This window comes from Thioalkalivibrio versutus (assembly GCF_001020955.1).
GTDB lineage: Bacteria > Pseudomonadota > Gammaproteobacteria > Ectothiorhodospirales > Ectothiorhodospiraceae > Thioalkalivibrio > Thioalkalivibrio versutus.
Window position 1 is genome coordinate 1376892 of the sequence record NZ_CP011367.1, and the last position, 21990, is coordinate 1398881.

A 21990-nucleotide genomic window follows, 5' to 3' on the forward strand; every position below is an offset into this window, starting at 1 on the left:
ATGGATATCCTGAGCCTCATCGGGATTACCCTGGGGCTGGTGGCGGTTCTCGGCGGCAGCATTGCCAAGGGCAGTGGCCTGGGCGCGCTGTGGAATGCCGCGGCCTTCCTGATCGTGGTGCTGGGAACCCTGGGGGCGACCCTGGTGCAGGCACGGCTGTCGGTGTTCATGCACGGTATGCGCATCCTGCCGTGGGCCTTCAAGCCGCCGAAGGTCGACAATCGCGCGACGGTCGAGCAGATCGTCGAGTGGTCGCATGTCGCGCGCAAGGAAGGCCTGCTAGGCCTGGAGACGCTGGCCGACGAGGAGACCGATGGCTTTGCCCGCAAGGGGCTGCAACTGCTGGTGGACGGTAGTGAACCGCAGACCATTCGCCAGATCATGGAGGCCGACCTCGACAACCGCGAGCACTTCGACCTGCAGGGCGCGAAGATCTTCGAGAGCATGGGGATCTATGCCCCGACCCTGGGGATCGTCGGCGCGGTGATGGGCCTGATGGCGGTGATGCAGAACCTCGCGGACCCGAGCAAGCTGGGGGCGGGCATCGCGGCGGCCTTTGTCGCCACGATCTACGGCATTGCCTCGGCCAACCTGCTGTTCCTGCCGGTGGCCAACAAGTTGAAGTCGATTATTCAGAACCGTTCGCAACACCAGCAAATGCTGATGGAAGGCTTGATCGCCATTGCGGAAGGGGAAAACCCGCGGAACATCGAAAGCAAGCTGAGTGGCTTCATCCACGAGTGAGGTCACCATGGCGCGGCGCAAACGGGCGGAAGAACATCAGAATCACGAGGCATGGGCCATCCCCTATGGGGATCTGGTCACACTGCTGCTGGCGTTCTTCGTGGTGATGTACGCCATATCCTCGGTGGACGACGGCAAGTACCGGGTGCTGTCCGAGTCGCTGGTGGACGCCTTCCGCGCACCGATGCAGGCCGACCCGATTCAGGTCGGGGACTCCACCGTGGCCCGGGAACGTACACCGCAGGATCTGCGGGCCCTGGTGCCTATCGAGGTCCAGCCGGGTCTGGTGGAAGAGGGGCCGCAGCCCATCGACATGGCCTTGAGCGGGATGCTTGACGAGGGCCCGGACGACGCTGGGATGCAGGCGTTCCTGGACGAACTGGCGGATACCGCGCGCGAGATCGAACAGGCGATGGCGCAATGGATCGAGGATGGCGATCTGCGCGTGACGCGCGAGGCCTATTGGCTGGAGATCGAGATCACCAGCCGTCTGCTGTTTGCGTCCGGGGCGGCGACCCTGAACCCACAGGCGGAGGGGCTTCTGCAAGAGGTTGGCGGGATTCTGGCGCCACGTGTCTCCCGCGTTCATGTGGAGGGACACACAGACAATGTGCCCATCCAGACCGCGATCTATCCGTCGAACTGGGAGCTTTCGTCCGGACGGGCGGCCGCGGTGGTCAGCGTGTTCGAGGAGGTCGGGGTCGATCCAGAGAATCTGGTTGCCCTTGGCTATGGCGAGCACCGGCCGACGGCCAGCAACGATACCGCGGAGGGACGGGCCGAGAACCGGCGCGTGTCCATCGTGGTACTGCCGGGGGCGCGTCCGCGCGCCGAGGGCGCGCAGGAACCGGAGCGCCTGCGCGAGGATCTTCCGCCCGCACCGCTCCCGACGGATGGAGACACACCATGAAGGTCTGGGCGGTTGCGAACCAAAAGGGCGGTGTGGGCAAGACCACCACCACGGTGACGCTGGGCGGCCTGCTGTCGGGCCCGGAGCAACGCGTGCTGCTGGTGGATGTGGACCCGCACGGATCGCTGACCGCGTATTTCGGCCATGATCCGGAGACCGCCACGCGCGGGGTGTACGAGCTTTTCAGCCAGTGTGCCGAGGGTGCGGATCCAGACCCGAATGGTCTGATCCGCGAGACCCGGTTCCCGGGGCTGGACCTACTGACCGCGAGTACCGCGCTGGCGACGCTGGATCGCCAGCTGGGCACCCGCAGTGGCATGGGGCTGGTGCTGCGTCACGCCCTGGAGAAGATCTCGGAGCAGTACGACTACGTGCTGCTGGATTGCCCGCCGATGCTCGGTGTGTTGATGGTCAATGCCCTGGCCGCCTGTGACGAACTGCTGGTGCCGGTGCAGACCGAGTTCCTCGCCCTGAAGGGGCTGGAACGAATGATCAATACGCTGAAAATGGTACAGAAATCGCGCAAGTCCGAGTTGGCGTATCGAATTATTCCGACCCTGTTCGACCGTCGAACGCGCGCGGCGCACGAGGCCTTGTCGGAACTGCGCCGTTTGTACGGCGACGACGTCTGGCCGGGCGTAATCCCGGTGGACACGAAATTCCGTGATGCCTCCAGTGCCGGGCAGCCGCTGTGTTTCATGATCCCGGACGCCCGGGGTGTGCTTGCCTACTCGGATCTGCTGGAGGCCATTGGTGGCCGGCTGTCCGAACCCCATGAACGGAGGCGACGCGGATGAAACGTTCCATAGTCGACAACCTGGCCCTGAAGGCCGAGCCGGAGGCGCTGGATGACTACTTCGGCAGCCTGCTGGACGAGCCGGAGCCCGTTCGCCCGCTTCTGCGACCGGATATCCTGGAGCCACGGCCACCGGTAGAAGAAGCGGCGCCCATAGTGGAGCTGGAAGCCCCGGTCCGTGAAGCAGACGCGGTGGACCTCCCGGCGCCGGTAGTGGCCTCGACCCCACCAGCCCCACCGGCCGATCCGGCGGAGCGCGAGTATGCGCGGCCCGAGCAGCCGTTTTCGGCCCTTGTGATCGAGGCTGGCAACCTGACTCTGCTGGCGCCGTTACATGCGCTGGGCGGGGTGGCGCCGCTGGACAGCCTGGAAGTGCGGCCCACCCCGAATCATTCGGTCTGGTACCTTGGATTGGCGGATACCAAGCAGGGGCGGGTGCAGTTGATTGACCTGGCCGCCGTGGTGACACCGGAAGATCGCGATTACGAGCCGGATACGGCCCGGCAGGTGGTGTTCCTCGCGGGTTCGCGGTTCGCGCTGGCCTGCCGCGCGATTCACGGCACCCGGGTGATCCATCCGGAGTCGTTGCGCTGGCGCAACCAGCGCCGGCGCCTGCCCTGGCTGGCCGGCGTGGAACGCGAGAAGATGGCGACGTTGCTGGACCTGGAGGCGCTGGACCGCACCCTCGACGAGGGTGGCTGGGACTGATCCTGGCCGGTGCCATTCAAGCATGGCGGTAATCGGCCGATAACCCGGTCAAGATGACACTACAGGGCGGCCCCCGCCGGCACGGAATATCGAGGATGACATGAGCAGCGCACAAGACGTAGAAGCCATGACCAAGGCCGACACCGCTCCGTATGTGACTTTCAGTCTCGCGGAGGAAACCTATGCAATCGACGTTCTGCAGGTTCAGGAGGTGCTCAAGGTTACCGAGATCGCCCCGGTACCGGGCGTGCCGGACTACATCCTCGGGATCATCAACCTGCGCGGCAATGTCGTTACGGTGATTGACGCCCGGCGGCGTATGGGGCTGGATGATCGCGAATCGGATGAGGCCTCGCGCATCGTGATCATCGATGTGGACAATCAGAACGTGGGGATTCTGGTGGATTCCGTCTCGGAGGTCGTGCGGATCTCCCCGGATTCGGTCGAGCCGGCGCCCGAGGTCGGTAACGATGACAGCAGCCGCTTTATCCAGGGCGTGACCAGCACCGAGGAGGGCCTCACCATCCTGGTGGACCTCAACAGGCTGCTATCGGACGATGAGTGGGCGCAGTTGCGCGAACTGTAGCCGCGCACATCGGGTCTACAGTCAACAGACGAGGACCATGAGGCGCAAGCCGGGAGGTGAGCCATGGTCGACGAACTCCAGCCGGACCGGACTGTTCGACCGGTCCATACCACCGTTCCCGGGCGCAGTTTGAGCGACGACCACGACCGCGATCCGGTGTTTCGTCCCGCAGTGCGTCCAACCCAGCAGCGTCCGCCGCGCAAGGAAGAACGCCGCCAGCGGCGCGGCCTGATCGACGACTACGCCTGAACGCCCCGGCGACCGGCACCCACTCGGTCCGGGCGCGGTTCCGTGCCCGGTTTTTTCGCCATGGCTGGTCACGCCCTCATGAATCACGCGACAATCGGCAGGCCTCGGGTTTCAGGAGTGTGCAGGCAATGGGAGAGGGAATGCTGATCTGGCTCGCCGCGTTGATTGCGTTGCTGGCGACCATTGTCGCCGGGTTTGCCGTGGGGCTCGTGATTCTGTTGCGTCGGCAGTTGGCGGCCCTGCGCCAGGATTATCAGCGCCAGGCCACCTCGGTGATGGCCCTTCAAGGGGCCATGAAGGCCCTGTCCGAAGGGGTTGCGACCCACGGGCAGGCACAGGCCTCGGTACAGCGTGCCCTGGAACGCCTGCATGACCAGCACAGCGAGCTACGCGCCCGCGAAGGCGACAGCGGTGCCTACGAGCAGGCGATTCTTCTGATTCAGCAGGGCCTGGGTCGTGAAGAGGTCCGTCGGCGTTGCGGCCTTACTTCTACTGAACTCGACTTGTTGTTCAGCCTGCACGGCTCCGGGAATGCCGGCGGTTCCGGGTTCGCCGGGCGTTCATGAGTCCCGGTCCGGCCCTTCGCGGTCCGGTCTGGACTGGCGCGAGGGGGCCTGATACCCACGGCCCCGGTCGTCGGGTGTGATGCCTGCCAGCAGGAACACAAAGGCCAGAATCTCCGCGACTGCGACGTAAAGCTCTTCCGGGATCTCGCTGCCGACGGGGACCTGCGCCAGCGCCTCGCTCAGGGCCGGGTCCTGATGCAGCGGGATGCCATGTTCCTCGGCAATGCGCAGGATGGCCTCGGCCGTCAGGCCCGAGCCGCTGGCTGTGATCCGCGGCGCCTGCCGACGATCCCATTCCAGTGCGACCGCCTTGGCCGGTGATCGGCCGCGGTCGGCCGTTCGGTCCCCATGATCCTTTCGTGCCATCGGCTCAGGCCTGTTCGTCCAGCATGCGATGCGAATTCGTGGGGCGCGGGTCCGTATCGACCTCGCCCTGACGTACCGAAAGCCCCGTCACCGTCAGGTCGCGCTCACCCAGCCGATCGCGGAGATAAGCCATTTCGCTGCGCAGTCGAGTGACAGTATCGGCCTCGGGTGCGGTGAAGTGCACGCTGACGCCCCCATTGCGCGATGCCAGGGCGATCCGCGTCGGGCCGAGGTCACCGATATCCAGCGTCAACACAATCGACCAGGGCGCTCCGGCTTCGTCGTCGCTTCCGCCTTCGCGCTGGATCTCGCCGTAAACACCGTGGATACCCTGCTCGCTGCGCAGCGGAAGTTCGAATAACCAGCGACTGTTGCCGGGTTCGTCACTTGCGAAGGACTGCAGCGACTGGAGCTGGAGCGACGTGACACGTTTCAGGAGCCCCTCCAGAAGGCCGGACAGGGCCGCGGCCGGGGCTGGGGGAGCCGCCGAGGCGGTGGCGGGGGGCGCTTGCGCTGCAGGGCGTGCGTCCGCCGCTTGGCGAACCTGGTCTGCGGCACGCAGAAGCTGGGCCTTGAGATCTGCCGCGAATGGATGCATCGGGCCTTGACCGCGTCCGGCATGCCCCAGCATGGCCTCCATCCAGAGTCCCGATTGCTGGATGTGCTGGCGCAGGGTCTCGGGCTGTGCCAGTTGGCCGGGCGTGGGCAGGAGCTCCAGGATACGGTGCAGTGCGGGTGCGGCCTGGGCCCCGGGCATGGCGCTCGTGGCTGGCGCCCCGGTCCCGGAGGACTGGTTCAGCAGGCCATGCAGAGCCGGCCCCAGCGGGCGAGCCCCGGGGAGCTGCAGACGCAGTTCTTGTCCCAGCCACTGCTGGGCCGGGTTGGGCGCTGAGCCGCTACTGGCGGGGCGGGGTGCGGCGCGATCCATGGTCAGGGGGAGCAGGCGGACCTCCAGGCGTGGCTCGGTGCGGGTGACCTCGGCCAGCATGGCGGTGCCGGAAGCGCCCGAGCCGGGTCGGTTCAACAAGGCCGTGGGCAATGCGCCGGTCAGCTGGGCGGTGACCACCGTGGCAGGGGGGGAGGGGCGTGTCGCGGTCGATGCGCCGCTGCGCCCCGGGGAGGGTTCGAGACGCAGCCGCACCCCGCGATCGGCAAGTACGTCCAGGACACGAACCTCGATGCGCGTTCCGGTCTGGAGGGATTGTCGCGTTCCGGTGCCCGCCCCACTGGCCACATTGCCGGGGGGTGTCCAGCCGGGAATGCGCGGACCGCCAAGGTCGACCATCAATGGATCTCGTGATGCAAAGCCTCAGCATGGCATACCGGAGGGCGCGGCATGAAACGGCCCGCCCAGGATGCCCGGTTTGTTATCCTGATGCCTTTCGCGATTCGGACTGTGGAGCGATGTCGAAGATACGTGTACTGATGGTTTGCCTGGGTAATATTTGTCGCTCGCCGATGGCCCATGGGGTGTTCGAGGCGCGGGTGCGCGAACACGGACTGAGCGAGGCCATCGAGGTCGATTCGGCCGGAACCGCCGGGTATCACGTGGGGGCGAAGGCGGATAGCCGGGCCCGCCAGGAGGCGCGCTCGCGCGGCTACGATCTGGAACATCTGCGCGCGCGCCGGCTGGAGCCCGAGGATTTCCTGGAGTTCGATTACATCCTGACGATGGACGACGCGAACTACCGCAATGCCGAGCGCATCCGTCCGGCAGATGCGCGGGCGGAGTTGCTGCGGTTTCTGGATTTTGCGCCACAGTTCGGCGAACACGAAGTCCCGGATCCGTACTACGGCGGGGACGAAGGGTTCGTGCACGTCATGGACCTGGTGGAAGCGGCAGCGGATGGGTTGCTGGAACATATCCGCGATCGCCACACGTTGAAGGCCTCCTGACAGCACTGCCGGACGCGTTGCGGACCGGGCGCAGGAGTCGCTGCCGGAGTCGACTGGCGCAGGGTCGCGTGCAAGCCGAGCCAAAGGCATCGGTCTGACCCTTCTGGAAGATCATCCATTCGGGATCCCGAGGCCAGAACGACAAAGGGCCCGCCAATAGGCGGGCCCTTTTTGGTTGGACGAGGGACCTCGTCCTGTCAGTCGTCGCCTTTTCGGTTCGGACTTTCGGCGGCCGGTTCCGCTGGCTCGGCAGTGGGCTTGGGCGCGGCAGGTTTGTCGTCTTTCGTCTCCGCAGGCTTTTCTGCTTTCACTTCGTCCGGCCTTGAAGCAGCAGCCCCTTCATCGGTGGGGGTGGTCTCCGCCTTGGTCGCTTTTGGCCGCCGGGTTCTTGGCTTGGGAGCGGTGTCCGGCTGGTCCGTCGAGGCCGCATCGGTCTTGCTCGCGGCATCCCCGGCATCGGCTGCGGCCTTCTTGGCCCGGGCCGGGCGCTTGGCCGGGGCCTTGTCGCTTTGGCCTGTGGTGTCCGCCGCGTCCTGCTTCGCAGCCGGCTCGGCTTTTGGGGCCGGTTCCCGGGAATCGGAAACGGCCGGCTGGCCTTCCGTCGGGGTGTTCGGCTCGCTGGAGCCCGAAGTCCCTTCGCCGGTGGAGGTATCTGTGGAGGCCGGGGCCGGCTTGCGGCCGCGACCACCACGGCTTCGCCCCTTGGCGGGTCCGGCGTCCTTGGGGGCGCCATCGTCGGGGCTGGCCTTTTCCGGTGGCGGGGTGCTCTCGCCACCGTCCCTGGTTGGGGCCGAGGACTCGGCGTTCTGAACTTCTTTGGGCGTCTCAGCGTGCGCCTTTCCGGTGTCGGCCGCGGCGGCCGAATCCGGGGCGGTCGTATCACTGCCGGATTCCGGAGCGGAACCCTCGTTTGCAGTGTTCTGCGCACCGTCGGTGCCGGCTTCGCCGGCGTTTTCGCCGGCGTTCTCGCCAGAACGTCCACGACCGCCACGACGCCGGCCGCCGCGACGGGAACGGCGGGAACGGGTGCTGCGACCCTTGCTGCCGTCATCCTCGTCCGACTTTTCCGGTCCGTTACCCGCAGGAGTGTCCGCGGCTACGCTCGTGGCGGCCTCGTCCTTGTCCCGTGCTGGCTTCTCGGCCGGCTTTTCGGCCGGTTTCGAGTCTGCGGACTTCTCGGCTCCCCTGTTGTCAGGCGTCCGGCCTTCGGCGGCTTGTTTCGGCGATTCGTTGCTCGTGCCCTTCGCGGCATCGGCATCTTTCTTGCCGCCACGACGGGAACGGCCCTTGGCACCATCGGGCTTGGTGCCATTGCCCTTGGCGTTATCCGTCTTGTCGGGTGCGCCCTTCTTGCCCTTGTCGGTGTCGTCACGCTTGTCGCCGGTATTGCGGCCGCCGTTGTCGGCCTTTTTCCGACTGCCCCCGCGGCCGCTGCCCTTGCCGCCGCGGTTGCTTTCGCCGGCGCGCCCGCGACCTCCGCCCTTGCGGCTGTCTTCTTGCTCATCTTCCGGCCCGTCTGCCGGACGCGCGTTGGGGAACAGGGAGGACCAGATGCGCGTGAAGAATCCTGGCTTCGCTACCGGCTGTGACGTCTCCGGTGCGGAGGGTGCGCTGTCGCTGACCGGGGCCGGCCCGGTCATCTTGACGCCCTGGACCAGCGGCTTCTCGACCTTGCTGCGGCGCTCCTGATGCGGATCGCTCTCGTCCTCGGTGGTCTCCACCAGTTCGTGCGAGCCGCGGTCGCTGATCGTCTCTTCGCGTTCGTCGCCGCGCACGCGGCGGACCTCGAAGCGTGGGGTGAGGTACTGCGGATTGGGGATGATGCTGATGTCGACCTTGTGGCGATCCTCGATGTCGTTGATCGATTCGCGCTTCTCGTTCAGCAGGAAGGTGCCCACGTCGACCGGGACCTGACCCATCACCAGGCCCGTGCGGTCCTTCATCGCCTCTTCCTCGATCAATCGCAGGATCGACAGGGCGAGGGATTCCACGCTGCGGATCTGGCCGTGACCCTGGCAGCGCGGGCAGGTGTTCTGGCTGGATTCCCCCAGCGACGAACGCAGGCGCTGGCGCGACATCTCCAGCAGGCCGAAGCGGCTGATGCGCCCGACCTGGACCCGGGCACGATCCATCTCCAGCGCTTCGCGCAGGCGGTTTTCGACCTCCCGCTGGTGCTTGTTGGCGTTCATGTCGATGAAATCGATCACGATCAGGCCGCCCAGGTCGCGGATGCGCAACTGGCGCGCGACTTCTTCCGCCGCCTCCAGGTTGGTGTGGAAGGCGGTCTCCTCGATGTCGCCACCCTTGGTCGAGCGCGCAGAGTTGACGTCGATGGAGATCAGGGCTTCGGTGTGGTCGATGACCAGCGCACCGCCGGAGGGCAGGGTGACGTCGCGATCGAATGCGCTCTCGATCTGGCTCTCGATCTGGTAACGATTGAACAGCGGGACCGGGTCATCGTAGCGCTTGAGCTTGCGCAGGCTGTTGGGCATGACCAGACGAACGAATTCCTCGGCCTGCTGGTACACGTCGTTGTCATCGATGATGACCTCGCCGACGTCGTTGCGCATGTGGTCGCGCAGGGCGCGGATGATGACGTTGCTTTCCTGGTGGATCAGCGCCGGGGTCTTGGCCTTTTCCGCCGCTTCGGTGACCGCCGCCCACAGGGCAGTCATGTAATCCAGATCCCACTGGAGCTCTTCGGTGGTACGCCCGACGCCCGCGGTCCGGGCGATTACGCCCATGCCGTCCGGCATCGTCAGTCCGGAGAGTGCGTCACGCAGGGAGGCGCGGTCTTCGCCCTCGATGCGGCGCGAGACTCCGCCGGCTTTAGGGTTGTTGGGCATCAGGACCAGATAGCGGCCGGCCAGGCTGATGTAGGTAGTCAGCGCGGCACCCTTGTTGCCGCGTTCTTCCTTTTCTACCTGGACGAGGAGTTCCGTGCCTTCCTTCAGGAAGTCGCGGATTGGCTTGTCGCTGTCGGCAGGGGCGCCAACCGCGGAATGAGCGATCTCCTTGAACGGGAGGAAGCCGTGGCGATCAGCACCAAAGTTGACGAACGCGGCCTCCAGGCTCGGTTCGACGCGGGTGATCTTGGCCTTGTAGATGTTCGCTTTTTTGCGTTCGCGCGAAGGCAGTTCGATATCCAGGTCGTACAGCCGCTGGCCGTCGACCATGGCGACCCGCAACTCTTCCGGCTGCGTGGCATTGATCAGGATGCGTTTCATGCATTGGACTCGGTAGGGCGTCCTGGCGTCCGGCGGGGAAGATCGGGGTCCGGGGTGCGGCGATCGAGCGGCGGCACGGCAACGCTTGCGCACGCGTGCTCGCAGCGGCGGCGCGTAGCACAAGCCAACGCGCCAGCCAGGTGTTCACCAGCAACCACGGGATCAGTCGCCTGCGGGAGGCGTAGCCGGGGAGACAGGACTGGGTTAGAAGAAATAGCGTCACAGTGTCGCTTTGTGGCGATGGCCCTTCGACCGGAGGCTGCTTTCAGCCTGTGGATCGAAGCGGCGGGTGATTCGAGGCGCGTTGCAGGCGTAGCACAGCAACGTACCGTGGGCCAATGTAGGGCATAACCCCCCGTCCGGGCAAGTTTTTCCGCCCGCAAGGGGGATGGGTGCAGTAGCCCGGTGAGCGCGGCTCCGGTAGCATCCCGCGCCATGAAAGCAACGCGCGAACCCTCCGGCCCACGTACCTTCCAGGTCACCGAGCGTGGTGACGGTCAGCGGCTCGACAACTTCCTGCTCCGCGAACTGAAGGGCGTGCCCAAGGGCCTGATCTACCGCCTGGTCCGTCAGGGTGCCGTGCGGGTGGATGGGCGCCGGGCCAAGGCACACAAGCGCCTGGCGGTCGGCAACGAGGTCCGGGTGCCGGATCTGGATCGACCGGAGGCAGCCAGCAGCGAGATCCCGCCGAAGGTACTGGACCGGTTGCGGCGGGCGATTATCCACGAGGATGACGATGTGCTGGTGCTGGACAAGCCATCCGGCCTGGCGGTGCACGGCGGGAGCGGGCTGGCGTTTGGCATTATCGAGGCGATGCGCCAGTTACGGCCGGATATCGAGCTGGAACTGGGGCACCGCCTGGATCGCGAGACCAGTGGCTGCCTGCTGCTGGCCAAGCGCCGCTCGGCGCTGCAAGAATTCCATGCCGCGTTGCGTGAAGGGCGGGTCGAGAAGCGCTACCTGGCGCTGCTGGTGGGGCAGTTCGCGGGCGGACAGACCATCGAATGCGATGCCCCGGTCGCCAGTGGCCGACAGGAAGACGGCCGCCGCCGGATGCGTGCGGGCGAGACCGACAGCGACGGACCGCGGGCACGGGAAGCCCGGAGCGTCTTTGTGCCGCTGGAGGCGCACGGTGCCTTCCAGTTGGCGGAGGTGAAGATCGGGACCGGCCGCACGCACCAGATTCGCGTCCACGGTCAGTCGATCGGCCATCCGGTGGGGGGCGATCACGACTACGGCTTGCCGGATGCCAATCGCAGCCTGCGGCGCCATGGGCTGAAACGGCTGTTCCTGCACGCACAGGCACTGGCATACCAGTCGGCGGACGGCGAGCGACATATCTTCTCCGCCCCGTTGCCGGACGAGCTGACCGCGGTGCTCGCGAGCCTGGATGCCGGAGGCGAGGACGACGCATGATGACCCCGTTGCTGCCACCGGAGGAGGGCGACCTGCGCCTGGTTGTGTTTGACTGGGATGGAACGCTGATGGACTCGCCTCGCCGGATCGTGCACTGCCTGCAGCGTGCGGCGAAGGATACCGGTGCCCCGGTGCGGGACGAGGCGACGCTGCGCAATATTATCGGGCTCGGGGTTCAGGCAGCGGTCCGCGAGCTCTACCCGGACGCCGATGATGCCTTCGTGCAGCACTTTTCCGACACCTATCGCGAGTGTTATCTGGCGGCTGACGATGCCCCGGAGACCCCGCTGTTCGCCGGCGTGAGCGACCTGCTCGACTGGCTGAATGCGCGCGAGATCCTGCTGGCCGTGGCGACCAGCAAATCGCGACGGGGACTGGACCAGGCCCTGGAGGCGACCGGTCTGGGCAGGTACTTCGTGGCAACCGCCACGGGCGACGAATACCCGTCGAAGCCGAATCCGTCCATGCTCCAGTCCGTGATGGGGCGCGCGGGGGTGGAACCGGCCCGCACGCGCATGGTCGGTGATAGCGTTTATGATCTCGAAATGGCGCGGCATGCAGGAGTACCGGCCGTAGCTGTCACCCACGGGGTGCATTCGCCGGAACGCCTGAGTGACGAATCCCCCCTGGCCTTGCAGCCGGATCTGGAATCGCTGCTTGAGGCGTTCCGGCGGGCTGAAGGTACAACTTAGAAAAGGAATGACGATGGGCTGGGCGAACGAGAACAAACCGGGCTGGGAACGCGAGGCCCTGGAGAACCTGGTCCAGGCACAGGTGATCGAGCAACGCCGGGCCCGACGCTGGGGCATCTTCTTCAAGCTGTTGTTCTTCTTCTACCTGGTCGCGCTGCTGATCCTGGTGCGCGGCGGCGATCTGGGGCTTTCGGGGATGTTCGAGAGCGAACGCGAGCCCGCCGAACACGTGGCCGTGGTCGAAGTCGAGGGGTTGATTGCCTCCAGCGCGGCGGCCAATGCCGAGGACATCTCCAAGGTGCTGAAAGAGGCCTTCGAGGCGGATGGCACCCAGGCGGTAATGCTGCGTATCAACAGCGGGGGCGGAAGCCCGGTGCAGGCCGCCAACGTGCACGACGAGATCCTGCGGCTAAAGGAGAAGCACGCGGATATCCCCGTGTATGCGGTCATTGGGGATGTGGGCGCCTCGGCGGCCTATTACATCGCGGTAGCGGCGGACGAGATCTATGCCAGCCAGGCCAGCATGGTGGGTTCGATCGGCGTGCGCATGGACAGCTTCGGGCTCGTGGATCTGATCGACAATATCGGTGTGGAACGACGGCTGTTTACCACCGGCGAGAACAAGGGGTTCCTGGACCCTTTCCTGCCCTTGGACGATGACCATGTGAATCACCTCGACGGGGTGCTGCAGGGCGTGCACGAGCAGTTCGTGGAGGTGGTGCGTGCCGGTCGTGGCGATCGCCTGGTCGAACGCGACGATCTGTTCAACGGCCTGATCTGGACGGGCGATCGATCGGTGGAGCTCGGCCTGATCGATGGCATCGGCACGGACCGCAGCGTGGCGCGCGACGTGATCGGTGTGGTGAAGATGGTGGAGTTCAAGCCGCGGCGCAGTGCGCTGCAGTTGCTGTTCGAAGACCTCGGCATGGCGGCCTTCCAGCAATGGATGAGCTGGGAGACCACGCCGCAGTGGCGCTGAGGCGCGCTGCCCGGCCTCCCAGTCTGCGGTTCAGCTGCGATCGATGCGGGTGACGCGGGCGATCATGCCGATCACCGGATGGTCCAGGTAGAACAGTTCGTCGCCGGAGTTCATGCGCTGGCTGCCGCGTACCGTTATCGCGCGCGGCGGCTGGTCCCCCTGCGGTTCCTCGACGTGGTAGATCAGGTCGGTCTCCAGGTGCAGGAATCGCCCCACCCAGATACGCAGTCGGCCCTCCAGCTCGAAGCGTTCGTCCTGTTCCTCCATGAGCGGACGCGGCATCCGGTCGGCCTCGTCGCGCAGAAGATCACGCGTACCGATTCGCCGTCCCTGCTGCACTCGCAGCCAGGGGGCTGAGGCGTGGTCGCGTCCGGTCTGATCCCAGGCCAGGCTCGCCAGGATGCGCCCGGCGCCGGAGTCCTCCACCCGGCGTACCACGCGTTGCAGTTCAAAGCCCTTGCGTGAGTCGCGATAGATCCGCCCGCCCAGTTCGGATTCGCCGAGCATGGCCTCGCGCGGCGCGGCGAGCTCCATCTGCAGCCGACGGCTCTCGTCCGTGCGATGCTCGAAGATCACCAGTTCGATGCGATACTGGCGCCCGGCCTGTGCCAGGGCCGGTCCTGTGGCGCCAGCCAGGGGCAGGGCGGCCAGCCCGCCCAGCAGGCGGCGTCGAAGGGGGTTGTGGGATTCGGATGGGTCGTTGAGCATTCAGGCGGCCTGTTGTTCGGGGCTGATGGTGTTCAAGAGGCGCAGGACGGCCTGCGCCCGAGCCTCCAGTGTCTCCATTGGCGCAAAGAAGCGGAAGGCCTTCTGGCCATCCAGTTTGTACATTTGCGGATCGGATTGCACCAGCTGGATCAGGGCCGCGATGTCCAGATTGGGACTCGGGCCAAAAACCAGGCGTCCGCCAGCAGGGCCCAGTTCCAGCTTGCGAATCCCGAGCGGGGTCAGCTTCAGCCGCAGACGGGCGGCCTCGAACAGGGCCTTGGCCGGGTCCGGAAGCAGGCCGAAACGGTCCACCAGTTCGACTTCAAGCTCGCGAAGGGCATCGGAGGTCGGTGCGCTGCTGATGCGCTTGTAGAGGATCAGCCGGGTGTGCACGTCGGGTACGTAGTCGCCCGGGAGCAGGGCGGGCAGGCCCAGTTCCACCTCGGTCCCGGTGGCCGCGGGCCCTTCGAGTTCCGGCATATTGCCGGAGCGCAGGGCATTCACGGCGCGGTTGAGCAGGTCGTTGTACATCGAGAATCCGACCTCGTGGATCTGCCCGCTCTGCTCGTCGCCGAGCAGCTCGCCGGCACCCCGAATCTCCAGGTCGTGGCTGGCCAGGGTGAAGCCGACGCCCAGGTCCTCCAGCGATGCGATGGCCTCCAGCCGTTTCTTGGCATCGGCGGACATGGCCTTCTCAGGCGGCGTGATGAGGTAGGCGTAGGCGCGGTGGTGGGAACGCCCGACGCGGCCACGCAACTGGTGCATCTGTGCCAGGCCCAGCTTGTCCGCACGGTTCATTATGATGGTGTTCGCGGTGGGGACGTCGATGCCGGTCTCGATGATGGTGGTGCACACGAGGATGTTGTAGCGCCGGTGATAGAAGTCGAGCATCACCTGTTCCAGTTCGCGCTCGCGCATCTGCCCGTGGGCAATGCCGACCCGTGCCCCGGGCAACAGCTCCTGCAGGCCCTGGGCAGTGCGTTCGATGGTGTTGACCTCGTTGTGCACGAAGTACACCTGGCCCCCGCGCCGGATCTCGCGCAGGCAGGCCTCCTGGATGATGGCGTCGTTCCATTCGTTGACGAAGGTCTTGATCGCCAGGCGGTCGCGCGGTGGGGTCGTAATCACCGACAGGTCGCGCAGGCCGGCCAGGGCCATGTTCAGGGTGCGCGGGATCGGCGTGGCGGTCAGCGTGAGCATGTCGACCTCGGCGCGCATCTTCTTCAGCGCCTCCTTGTGGCGCACGCCAAAGCGCTGTTCCTCGTCGACGATCACCAGCCCGAGGTTGGAGAAGTCCAGGTTGGCCTGCAGCAGCTTGTGGGTGCCGATCACGATGTCGACCTTGCCGTCTTTCAGGCCCTCCAGTACGGCGGCCTGCTGCTTGGCGCTGCGAAAGCGTGACAGCGACTCGATGTGGACCGGCCAGTCGGCGAAGCGGTCGGTGAAGTTCTGGTGGTGCTGCTGCGCGAGCAGGGTGGTCGGGACCAGGACCACCACTTGCTTGTTATTCTGCACCGCGACGAAGGCGGCGCGCATCGCGACCTCGGTCTTGCCGAAGCCCACGTCGCCACAGATCACGCGATCCATGGGTCGGGTGTCGGCCATGTCCGCGAGCACGGCGTCGATGGCCTGTTGCTGATCCAGGGTCTCCTCGAACGGGAACCCGGCGGCGAAGGCGTGATACTCGGCGGTGTCGGTAGCGAAGACCGTGCCCTGTTTCGCCGCGCGCCGGGCATGAATATCGAGCAGTTCGACGGCCACGTCCCGCGCCTTTTCCGCCGCCTTCTTGCGTGCCTTGCCCCATTGCTCGCTGCCGAGCCGGTGCAGGGGGGCGTGCTCGGCATCCGCGCCGGTATACCGGCTGATGAGGTGCAGCGAGGACACGGGGACATAGAGCTTGGCCTCGTCGGCGTACTCGAGCGTCAGGAACTCCGAAGGCTGGCCGTTGAAGTCCAAGGTCTGCAGCCCGAGATAACGGCCGACGCCCTGTTCCTCGTGGACTACCGGTGCACCGATGGTCAGGTCGCTGAGGTTCTGGATGACCGCGTCTGCGTCCCGCGTGGTGCGGTTGCGTCCGCGGGTCTGGCGCGCGCGTTCTCCGAGCAGGGCGGCCTCGGGGGCGACGGCCACACCCTCGGGCAGCACGAAGCCCTCGCCGAGCGCGGCCACGGTGACGTACAGGCCGGGTTCGGCGGTGAGGAAGGCGTCCCAGTCGTCCACGGCATGATGGGGTACGGCCTGGTCCCGCAACAGCGTCAGCAGGGCCTCGCGGCGACCGGCGGATTCCGCGGTCAGGAGCACGCGCTGTTGCCCCTCGACAAAGGCCTTCAGGGGCTGGGCTGGATCGTCGCGGCCCTGCTGCATGCCGAGTTCCGGGAGCGCGTCGCAGGCAAATGCGATGTCCGCGCCGCGTCCCGCGGGGAGCGGGGCGGCCGGGTCGCCCAAGGCAATGCCGGAGTGCTCGCGCAGTGCGCCGGCCAGGCCGTCGACGTCCAGGTAGAGCCGTTCGGGCGGCAGCAGCGGTCGATCATACTGATGGCTGAGCTGTTCGAAGCGGTCATGGATCTCCTGGGCGAACTCCTCGGCCGCCCCGGCGATGTTGCCGACCTGCACCATCTGGACCTCGGGGCAGTAGTCGAACACCGTGTCCATGCCCTCGAAGAACAGCGGCAGGTAGGCCTCGATACCCGGCGGGACCAGGCCCTCGCTGATGTCGCGGTAGATCGGGTGCTTGGCGGGATCGCCTGAGAAATGCGCCCGGTAGCGGGTGCGGAATTCGCTGATGGAGGTATCGTTCAGCGGGAATTCGTGGCTGGGCAGGATCTCCAGTCGCTCGACCTTTTCGGTGGAGCGCTGCGACTCGGGGTCGAAGCGGCGCAGGGAGTCGATCTCGTCATCCAGGAACTCAATGCGCACGGGTTCGTCCGCGCCCATCGGAAACAGGTCGAGAATCTCCCCGCGGGCGGCGAATTCGCCATGGCTGATGACCTGCTGAACGGCGCTGTACCCGGCCTCGGTGAGGTTCTCGCGCAGGGTCATGCGGTCCAGGCGCTGGCCGGTTTGCAGCGAAAGGCCCTGGGTGGTCAGCCAGTCGCGCGGCGGCAGGCGCTGCATCAGGGTCGAGACCGGCATCAAGACGATGCCGCGTTCCAGCCCCGGCAGGTGGTACAGCGTGCGCAGGCGTTCGGAGATGATGTCCTCGTGCGGGGAGAAGACATCGAACGGCAGGGTCTCCCAGTCCGGCAGGCGCAGCAGCGGCAGGTCGTGGTCGCCGGCGAAGAACTCCCACTCTTCCTGCCAGCGGTCGGCCGCCTCGTTGGATTCCGTGATCACCAGAAGTGGCCGGGCGAACTCGCCGGCGTTCCGCGAAAGTGCGAGCGTCGCCGCCGAGGCATTGAGCCCCGACCACACCTCGAAGCCGGAGCCGGGGAGGCGGCCGGGATGGAGCGGGTTGCGCCGTTGTTCGGACATGGGCCTGTTGTTCGGTCGGGAGGGGCGGAAAGGGCCGCGATTATACGGATTCCGCCTGACGGGTGCGCGTGAGCCAGAAGACGCCCTGACGAATCATTTTGTGCTGTGTGAGGCTGAAGGGCGTTTTTGCGGCGGAGGGCGTGGAGATCAAGGAGAAGGCCGGGGATTACCTGGGGCGGATCGCGCTAGTGGGTGTTGATCACCTCAGGTGGGATCGATGTAGCGTTGCAGGATCGGGCCGTAGGCATCGATGCGGCGATCGCGGAGAAAAGGCCACTGGCGGCGTACGGCCTCGGTCCGGCCGCGATCCAGCTCGATGGTGAGGATCTCCGGCTGCGCCTCGCCGGCGCGGGCCAGGATCTCGCCCTGGGGCCCCGCGACGAAGCTTGTGCCCCAGAAGTTCGCCCCGGGCGCGTGTCCGGAGGGGTCCGGTTCGTGCCCCGTGCGGTTGCAGGCGATCACCGGCAGGTTGTTGGCAACGGCGTGGCCGCGCTGGACGGTCATCCATGCGTCCTGCTGCCGGGCCTGTTCCTCGGGCGTGTCCTGCGGGTCCCAGCCAATGGCAGTGGGATAGATCAGTAGCTCGGCGCCGGACAACGCCATGATGCGGGCGGCCTCCGGGTACCACTGGTCCCAGCAGACCAGGACCCCGAGGCGACCGACCGAAGTGTCGATGGGGACGAAGCCGGTGTCCCCCGGGGTGAAATAGTACTTCTCGTAATAGCCGGGATCGTCCGGGATGTGCATCTTGCGGTAGGTGCCGACCGGGCGGCCGTCGGTCTCGAAGACCACCGCGGTGTTGTGGTAGAGCCCAGCGGCGCGACGCTCGAACAGGGAGCCGACCAGGACCACGCCGTTGTCCCGTGCCATTGCGCCCAGGCGCTCGCAGCTCGGGCCGGGGATCGCCTCGGCGCGATCGAAGGTGGCGAGGTCCTCGGTCTGGCAGAAGTAGGGGCCGGTGTGCAACTCGGCCAATACGACCAGGCGGGCACCATTCGCGGCGGCCTTGGCGACCGCGGCCGCGGTGGCGTCGAGATTGGCCTCGACGCTCCCGGCATCGCGGTGCTGGATCAGGGCGACGGACAATGGGGCGTTGGGCATGGCGGGTGCTCGGTGCAGAAGGTTATTCCTGCGGGATGCCGAGGGCGGCCGCAGGGTATTGCATGGTCAGGCAGTGCAGGCTGCCCCCCTGGCGAATGATCGCCCGGCAGTCGATCTCCACGATCTCGCGTCCCGGGAAGGCCCCGGCGAGCCGGTCGCGGGCGACGGCATCGGCGGGGTCATCGTAGACTGGCAGGAGCACCGCACCGTTCAGAATCAGGAAGTTCGCATAGGTGGCGGCCAGCCGTCGGTCGTCCTCGACGATGGGGGCCGGCCAAGGGAGCGGAATCAGGCGGTAGGGCTCTCCGGAGGCCTGGCGCAGGGCCCGGAGTTCCTGTTCCATCGCCTTCAGTTCGGGGTGATGGGGGTCCTGCGGATCGTCGCACTGGACGTAGGCGATCGTATCGCGGGCGCAGAAGCGGGCCAGCGTGTCGATATGGGCATCCGTGTCGTCGCCCTCCAGCTGCCCGTGTTCCAGCCAGAGGATCCGCTCCGCACCCAGCCATTCGCCGAGGCGCTGTTCCAGCCCGGTGCGATCCAGATCGGGGTTGCGGGTGCTGGAGAGCAGGCAGCGCGTTGTAGTGAGCAGTGTGCCGGCGCCGTCGGATTCGATCGACCCGCCTTCGAGGATCAGCCCGGTGGGTTCCGGTACACAGCTGCCGAATACGCCCTGGCTGGCCAGGGCCCGAGTGATCGCATCGTCCAGATCGGCGGGGTATTTGCCGCCCCAGCCGTTGAAGGTAAAGTCCAGCAGGCGTGGCTGATTGCCGTCGAATACCGTGATGGCGCCATGGTCGCGCGCCCAGGTGTCGTTACTCGAGGCCAGGGCAAACCACAGCCGGTCGGGCCGGATGGCGGTCTCGGTCAGGAAGCCGGAGATCTCCTCGATGTGCTCGGGATCGCGCGCGACGATGATGACCGGCTCGTACTGGCTGATGCTCGCGGCAATGGTGGCAAATACCGGGTGCACCTGATCCAGGACGGGTGCCCAGTCCGTGGCGTCATGCGGCCAGGTCAGCTGGATCGCACCCTGGGGCTCCCACTCGGCGGGGAGGCGGCGTTTGGGCGGCACCGGGGTGGCGTCCCCGGTACTCATGGACGGTCGGAGCGGGATCCGTTGCGCACTGCGCTGTGCAGGACGTACTCGCCCTCGAAGAACACGGAGAAGTCGGCATAGTCCCAGCGCGTGATCGGCGGATCGCCCACGGTGGCGTGGCGTTGTTCCGGTTCGCCGTGCTGGCGGATGACCGCTGACTGGCTCTGACCACGGGTTGGGGCCCCTTCACGTTCCTTTACCGTGAAACCCCCTTCGGGGCTGCGCAGGATGTCGGCCGAGGCGGTGGCCATGGCCCCGGCGAAAAGCGCCAGCACAAGGGCGCTGGCCGCGGTGCGCACGGTGCTGCCCCGGCGTGCGCCGGACTTCAAGGTGGGGTTCGCTGCGTTGCATTTCCCTGGCATGGCCAACTCTCCGTTTGCTGGATGGCTCCATGGTAGCGTCAACCGCGACGCCATGCCTCCCCCGACGCTTCCCCTATAGGCGCGACCCGGTATCTCTGGCATGCTTTCGCGATGTTTCGCCCCCTGACCCTTGCCATCGGCCTGCGCTATACGCGTGCCAAGCGGCGTAACCACTTCATCTCGTTCATCTCGGTGGTGTCGATCATCGGGCTGGTGCTCGGCGTGATGGCGCTGATCACCGTGTTGTCGGTGATGAACGGGTTCGAGCGCGAATTGCGCGAGCGCATCCTGGGGATGGCCTCGCATGCGACCATCGGTGAGGCCAACGGAGGGCTGCGTGACTGGGAGCGCCTGCAGCGCGAGGCGCCGGACATCGATGACCGGGTGGTGGCCGCGGCCCCTTATGTTCAGGGCGAAGCGATGCTGAGTGCGCGCGGGAACATCTCCGGGGCGCTGATCCGCGGTGTCGAGCCGGAGGCGGAAGAACGGGTGGCGCGCATCGGTGAACACATGATCCGCGGCGAGCTGGGGAGCCTGGAGGGCGGTCGCTACCGCGTCGTGCTCGGGCGCGAACTGGCGGCGGAACTGCGTGTGCAGGTCGGGGATTCGATCATCCTGATGGCTCCCCAGGCCTCGGTCTCGCCGGCCGGGGTGATGCCGCGCATGCGGCGCTTCGAGGTGTCCGGCCTGTTCGAGGTCGGCATGTATGAATACGACCGGGGGACTGCCTTCATCCATCTGGAGGATGCCCAGGCGGTGTTCCAGATGGGCGATCAGGTGACCGGGCTGCGGCTGCGGCTGACCGACATGATGCAGGCCGGGGTGATTGCACGCGACGTGGCGGCGCAGCTGGACGGGCTTTTCCGGGTGTCCGACTGGACCCGTCAGCATGCGAATCTGTTCCGCGCCATCCAGATGGAGAAGATGGTGATGTTCATCATCCTCTCGCTGATTGTGGCGGTGGCCGCCTTCAATATCGTCTCGACCCTGATCATGCTGGTGACCGACAAGCAGGGGGATATCGCGATCCTGCGAACGCTCGGGTTGTCGCCCGCAGGCATCATGGTGATCTTCATGGTCCAGGGGGTCGTGATCGGGGCGATCGGCATCCTCCTGGGTACCGCGGCCGGGGTCGCGCTGGCGTCCAATATCGATGTCGTCGTGCCCTTTATCGAGCGGCTGGTGGGCGTCGAATTCCTGTCCGCCGAAGTTTATTACATCAGTGACTTGCCATCTGAACTTAAACTGTCGGATGTTCTCCGGGTCGGCATTCTGGGCTTCCTGCTGACGGTCGTGGCCACCCTGTTCCCGGCTTGGCGCGCGGCCCGTACCCAGCCGGCGGAGGCGCTGCGCTATGACTGACCGCGAGACCCCGGTCCTCGAGGCCTTGGGCGTGGAACGCCGTTTCCGCGACGGCAAGCTGGATGTGGCCGTGCTGACCGGGGTCGATTTCGCCCTGCAGCCGGGGGACCAGACCGCGATCATCGGTGCCTCGGGCAGTGGCAAGAGCACCCTGCTGCACCTGCTCGGTGGTCTGGACCGCCCGACGGCCGGCGAGGTGCGCTTGCTGGGCACGGACTGGACCCGCATGAGCGAGGCGCGGCGCGGGCATCTGCGCAACCAGCATCTGGGGTTCGTTTATCAGTTCCACCACCTGTTGCCGGAACTGACGGCCGCCGAGAATGTGGCCCTGCCACTGCTGATCCGGCGGATGTCCAACCGCAAGGCGCGGGAGGAGGCCCGCCACTGGCTGCAGCAGGTGGATCTGGGCCACCGCCTGGAGCACAAGCCTTCGGAGCTCTCCGGTGGCGAGCGTCAGCGGGTCGCGATCGCCCGTGCGTTGGTCACCCGACCCTCGGCGATCCTGGCGGATGAGCCGACCGGGAACCTGGACCAGGAGCGGGCAGCACAGGTGTTCGAGCTGCTGCGCGCGATGAATCGCTCCACCGGCACCGCGCTGGCCCTGGTTACCCACGACATCACCCTGGCGCGCGAGCTGGACCGCTCGGTGCAGCTGGTCAAGGGACACCTCGAGCCGGAGGTCTTCGACGGCCAATTGGCGGCGGTCCACGAATAGGCCCCCGTGCAGCGCGCATCCGCGCGCCTGGCAGCATCGG

The 21990-nt window shown here is 66.5% G+C and carries 21 protein-coding genes; 13 read left to right on the plus strand and 8 right to left on the minus strand.

Going from position 1 to position 21990, the window contains the following annotated elements; genetic code table 11:
• The 7 genes from TVD_RS06360 (at position 1) to TVD_RS06390 (ending at position 4559) form a co-directional block, all read left to right on the plus strand.
• A complete protein-coding gene (locus tag TVD_RS06360; RefSeq protein WP_018145737.1) occupies positions 1–744 on the plus strand; it encodes a flagellar motor protein in 744 nt (247 codons plus the stop codon).
• Between the two features lie 7 nt (positions 745–751).
• Positions 752–1654 carry a flagellar motor protein MotD gene (motD, locus tag TVD_RS06365; RefSeq protein ID WP_047251124.1) on the plus strand — a complete coding sequence of 301 codons (903 nt, stop codon included), beginning with the start codon at positions 752–754 and terminating at the stop codon, positions 1652–1654.
• The gene (locus TVD_RS06370) at positions 1651–2451 is read left to right on the plus strand and encodes a ParA family protein (RefSeq protein ID WP_018145735.1); all 801 of its coding nucleotides are present in this window, start codon (positions 1651–1653) and stop codon (positions 2449–2451) included. Before motD ends, TVD_RS06370 begins: the two co-directional genes overlap by 4 nt.
• Positions 2448–3158 (plus strand): chemotaxis protein CheW, encoded by a 711-nt coding sequence (locus TVD_RS06375; RefSeq protein WP_047251125.1) that lies wholly within the window; start codon positions 2448–2450, stop codon positions 3156–3158. The genes TVD_RS06370 and TVD_RS06375 overlap by 4 nt, the downstream gene beginning before the upstream one ends.
• Positions 3159–3285: 127 nt before the next feature.
• Positions 3286–3744 (plus strand): chemotaxis protein CheW, encoded by a 459-nt coding sequence (locus TVD_RS06380; protein ID WP_018145733.1) that lies wholly within the window; start codon positions 3286–3288, stop codon positions 3742–3744.
• A 63-nt stretch (positions 3745–3807) separates the two neighbouring features.
• Positions 3808–3993 carry a hypothetical protein gene (locus tag TVD_RS06385; RefSeq protein WP_018169737.1) on the plus strand — a complete coding sequence of 62 codons (186 nt, stop codon included), beginning with the start codon at positions 3808–3810 and terminating at the stop codon, positions 3991–3993.
• 140 nt (positions 3994–4133) lie between these two features.
• Positions 4134–4559 (plus strand): DUF2802 domain-containing protein, encoded by a 426-nt coding sequence (locus tag TVD_RS06390; RefSeq protein WP_018937622.1) that lies wholly within the window; start codon positions 4134–4136, stop codon positions 4557–4559.
• Here the strand turns inward: TVD_RS06390 and TVD_RS06395 are convergent.
• Both TVD_RS06395 and fliK read right to left on the minus strand, forming a co-directional pair.
• The gene (locus TVD_RS06395) at positions 4554–4925 is read right to left on the minus strand and encodes an EscU/YscU/HrcU family type III secretion system export apparatus switch protein (RefSeq protein WP_047251126.1); all 372 of its coding nucleotides are present in this window, start codon (positions 4923–4925) and stop codon (positions 4554–4556) included. The two genes, TVD_RS06390 and TVD_RS06395, sit on opposite strands and share 6 nt — an antisense overlap.
• A 4-nt stretch (positions 4926–4929) precedes the next feature.
• On the minus strand, positions 4930–6210 hold the full coding sequence (gene fliK, locus TVD_RS06400; protein ID WP_047251127.1) for a flagellar hook-length control protein FliK: 1281 nt from the start codon (positions 6208–6210) through the stop codon (positions 4930–4932).
• 119 nt (positions 6211–6329) lie between these two features.
• Here fliK and TVD_RS06405 point away from each other — a divergent pair, with 119 nt between their 5' ends.
• Positions 6330–6821 carry a low molecular weight protein-tyrosine-phosphatase gene (locus tag TVD_RS06405; RefSeq protein WP_026313054.1) on the plus strand — a complete coding sequence of 164 codons (492 nt, stop codon included), beginning with the start codon at positions 6330–6332 and terminating at the stop codon, positions 6819–6821.
• Positions 6822–7018: 197 nt separating this feature from the next.
• On the opposite strand, the gene TVD_RS06410 is transcribed toward TVD_RS06405, so the two are convergent.
• Positions 7019–10048: an Rne/Rng family ribonuclease gene (locus TVD_RS06410; RefSeq protein WP_047251128.1), complete on the minus strand. Its 3030-nt coding sequence runs from the start codon at positions 10046–10048 to the stop codon at positions 7019–7021.
• A 435-nt stretch (positions 10049–10483) separates the two neighbouring features.
• Here TVD_RS06410 and TVD_RS06415 point away from each other — a divergent pair, with 435 nt between their 5' ends.
• From TVD_RS06415 to TVD_RS06425, 3 genes are read left to right on the plus strand one after another with little or no spacing between them, the layout of a single operon-like run.
• Positions 10484–11464 carry an RluA family pseudouridine synthase gene (locus TVD_RS06415; protein WP_019562469.1) on the plus strand — a complete coding sequence of 327 codons (981 nt, stop codon included), beginning with the start codon at positions 10484–10486 and terminating at the stop codon, positions 11462–11464.
• Complete coding sequence (locus TVD_RS06420) at positions 11461–12156, plus strand: HAD family hydrolase (protein WP_047251129.1); 696 nt, start codon at positions 11461–11463, stop codon at positions 12154–12156. Before TVD_RS06415 ends, TVD_RS06420 begins: the two co-directional genes overlap by 4 nt.
• A 13-nt stretch (positions 12157–12169) precedes the next feature.
• Positions 12170–13135, plus strand: coding sequence for a S49 family peptidase (locus TVD_RS06425; RefSeq protein ID WP_047251130.1), 966 nt, complete (start codon positions 12170–12172; stop codon positions 13133–13135).
• A 30-nt stretch (positions 13136–13165) separates the two neighbouring features.
• Here TVD_RS06425 and TVD_RS06430 read toward each other — a convergent pair whose 3' ends face one another.
• From TVD_RS06430 to TVD_RS06450, 5 genes are all read right to left on the minus strand, one after another.
• A complete protein-coding gene (locus TVD_RS06430) occupies positions 13166–13843 on the minus strand; it encodes a CsiV family protein (protein WP_047251131.1) in 678 nt (225 codons plus the stop codon).
• The gene (gene mfd / locus TVD_RS06435; protein ID WP_047251132.1) at positions 13844–17314 is read right to left on the minus strand and encodes a transcription-repair coupling factor; all 3471 of its coding nucleotides are present in this window, start codon (positions 17312–17314) and stop codon (positions 13844–13846) included. It lies immediately after the preceding gene.
• Between the two features lie 204 nt (positions 17315–17518).
• Complete coding sequence (locus tag TVD_RS06440) at positions 17519–18415, minus strand: carbon-nitrogen hydrolase (protein ID WP_047251133.1); 897 nt, start codon at positions 18413–18415, stop codon at positions 17519–17521.
• A gap of 22 nt (positions 18416–18437) precedes the next feature.
• Positions 18438–19511: an agmatine deiminase family protein gene (locus tag TVD_RS06445; protein WP_047251134.1), complete on the minus strand. Its 1074-nt coding sequence runs from the start codon at positions 19509–19511 to the stop codon at positions 18438–18440.
• Complete coding sequence (locus TVD_RS06450) at positions 19508–19840, minus strand: hypothetical protein (protein ID WP_018951428.1); 333 nt, start codon at positions 19838–19840, stop codon at positions 19508–19510. The genes TVD_RS06445 and TVD_RS06450 overlap by 4 nt, the downstream gene beginning before the upstream one ends.
• Before the next feature lie 144 nt (positions 19841–19984).
• Between TVD_RS06450 and TVD_RS06455 the strand changes: the two genes are divergently transcribed.
• Both TVD_RS06455 and TVD_RS06460 read left to right on the plus strand, forming a co-directional pair.
• Entirely contained in the window at positions 19985–21235 is a 1251-nt protein-coding gene (locus tag TVD_RS06455; RefSeq protein ID WP_018937609.1) for a lipoprotein-releasing ABC transporter permease subunit, read from the plus strand.
• Positions 21228–21950 carry an ABC transporter ATP-binding protein gene (locus tag TVD_RS06460; protein WP_018145717.1) on the plus strand — a complete coding sequence of 241 codons (723 nt, stop codon included), beginning with the start codon at positions 21228–21230 and terminating at the stop codon, positions 21948–21950. Before TVD_RS06455 ends, TVD_RS06460 begins: the two co-directional genes overlap by 8 nt.
• Positions 21951–21990: the final 40 nt, after the last annotated feature.

Coding starts and splice junctions, on each gene's coding strand:
- TVD_RS06360 (WP_018145737.1), top strand. CDS start 1: ATGGATATCCTGAGCCTCATCGGGATTACCCTGGGGCTGGTGGCGGTT.
- motD (WP_047251124.1), top strand. CDS start 752: ATGGCGCGGCGCAAACGGGCGGAAGAACATCAGAATCACGAGGCATGG.
- TVD_RS06370 (WP_018145735.1), top strand. CDS start 1,651: ATGAAGGTCTGGGCGGTTGCGAACCAAAAGGGCGGTGTGGGCAAGACC.
- TVD_RS06375 (WP_047251125.1), top strand. CDS start 2,448: ATGAAACGTTCCATAGTCGACAACCTGGCCCTGAAGGCCGAGCCGGAG.
- TVD_RS06380 (WP_018145733.1), top strand. CDS start 3,286: ATGACCAAGGCCGACACCGCTCCGTATGTGACTTTCAGTCTCGCGGAG.
- TVD_RS06385 (WP_018169737.1), top strand. CDS start 3,808: ATGGTCGACGAACTCCAGCCGGACCGGACTGTTCGACCGGTCCATACC.
- TVD_RS06390 (WP_018937622.1), top strand. CDS start 4,134: ATGCTGATCTGGCTCGCCGCGTTGATTGCGTTGCTGGCGACCATTGTC.
- TVD_RS06395 (WP_047251126.1), bottom strand. CDS start 4,925: ATGGCACGAAAGGATCATGGGGACCGAACGGCCGACCGCGGCCGATCA.
- fliK (WP_047251127.1), bottom strand. CDS start 6,210: ATGGTCGACCTTGGCGGTCCGCGCATTCCCGGCTGGACACCCCCCGGC.
- TVD_RS06405 (WP_026313054.1), top strand. CDS start 6,330: ATGTCGAAGATACGTGTACTGATGGTTTGCCTGGGTAATATTTGTCGC.
- TVD_RS06410 (WP_047251128.1), bottom strand. CDS start 10,048: ATGAAACGCATCCTGATCAATGCCACGCAGCCGGAAGAGTTGCGGGTC.
- TVD_RS06415 (WP_019562469.1), top strand. CDS start 10,484: ATGAAAGCAACGCGCGAACCCTCCGGCCCACGTACCTTCCAGGTCACC.
- TVD_RS06420 (WP_047251129.1), top strand. CDS start 11,461: ATGATGACCCCGTTGCTGCCACCGGAGGAGGGCGACCTGCGCCTGGTT.
- TVD_RS06425 (WP_047251130.1), top strand. CDS start 12,170: ATGGGCTGGGCGAACGAGAACAAACCGGGCTGGGAACGCGAGGCCCTG.
- TVD_RS06430 (WP_047251131.1), bottom strand. CDS start 13,843: ATGCTCAACGACCCATCCGAATCCCACAACCCCCTTCGACGCCGCCTG.
- mfd (WP_047251132.1), bottom strand. CDS start 17,314: ATGTCCGAACAACGGCGCAACCCGCTCCATCCCGGCCGCCTCCCCGGC.
- TVD_RS06440 (WP_047251133.1), bottom strand. CDS start 18,415: ATGCCCAACGCCCCATTGTCCGTCGCCCTGATCCAGCACCGCGATGCC.
- TVD_RS06445 (WP_047251134.1), bottom strand. CDS start 19,511: ATGAGTACCGGGGACGCCACCCCGGTGCCGCCCAAACGCCGCCTCCCC.
- TVD_RS06455 (WP_018937609.1), top strand. CDS start 19,985: ATGTTTCGCCCCCTGACCCTTGCCATCGGCCTGCGCTATACGCGTGCC.
- TVD_RS06460 (WP_018145717.1), top strand. CDS start 21,228: ATGACTGACCGCGAGACCCCGGTCCTCGAGGCCTTGGGCGTGGAACGC.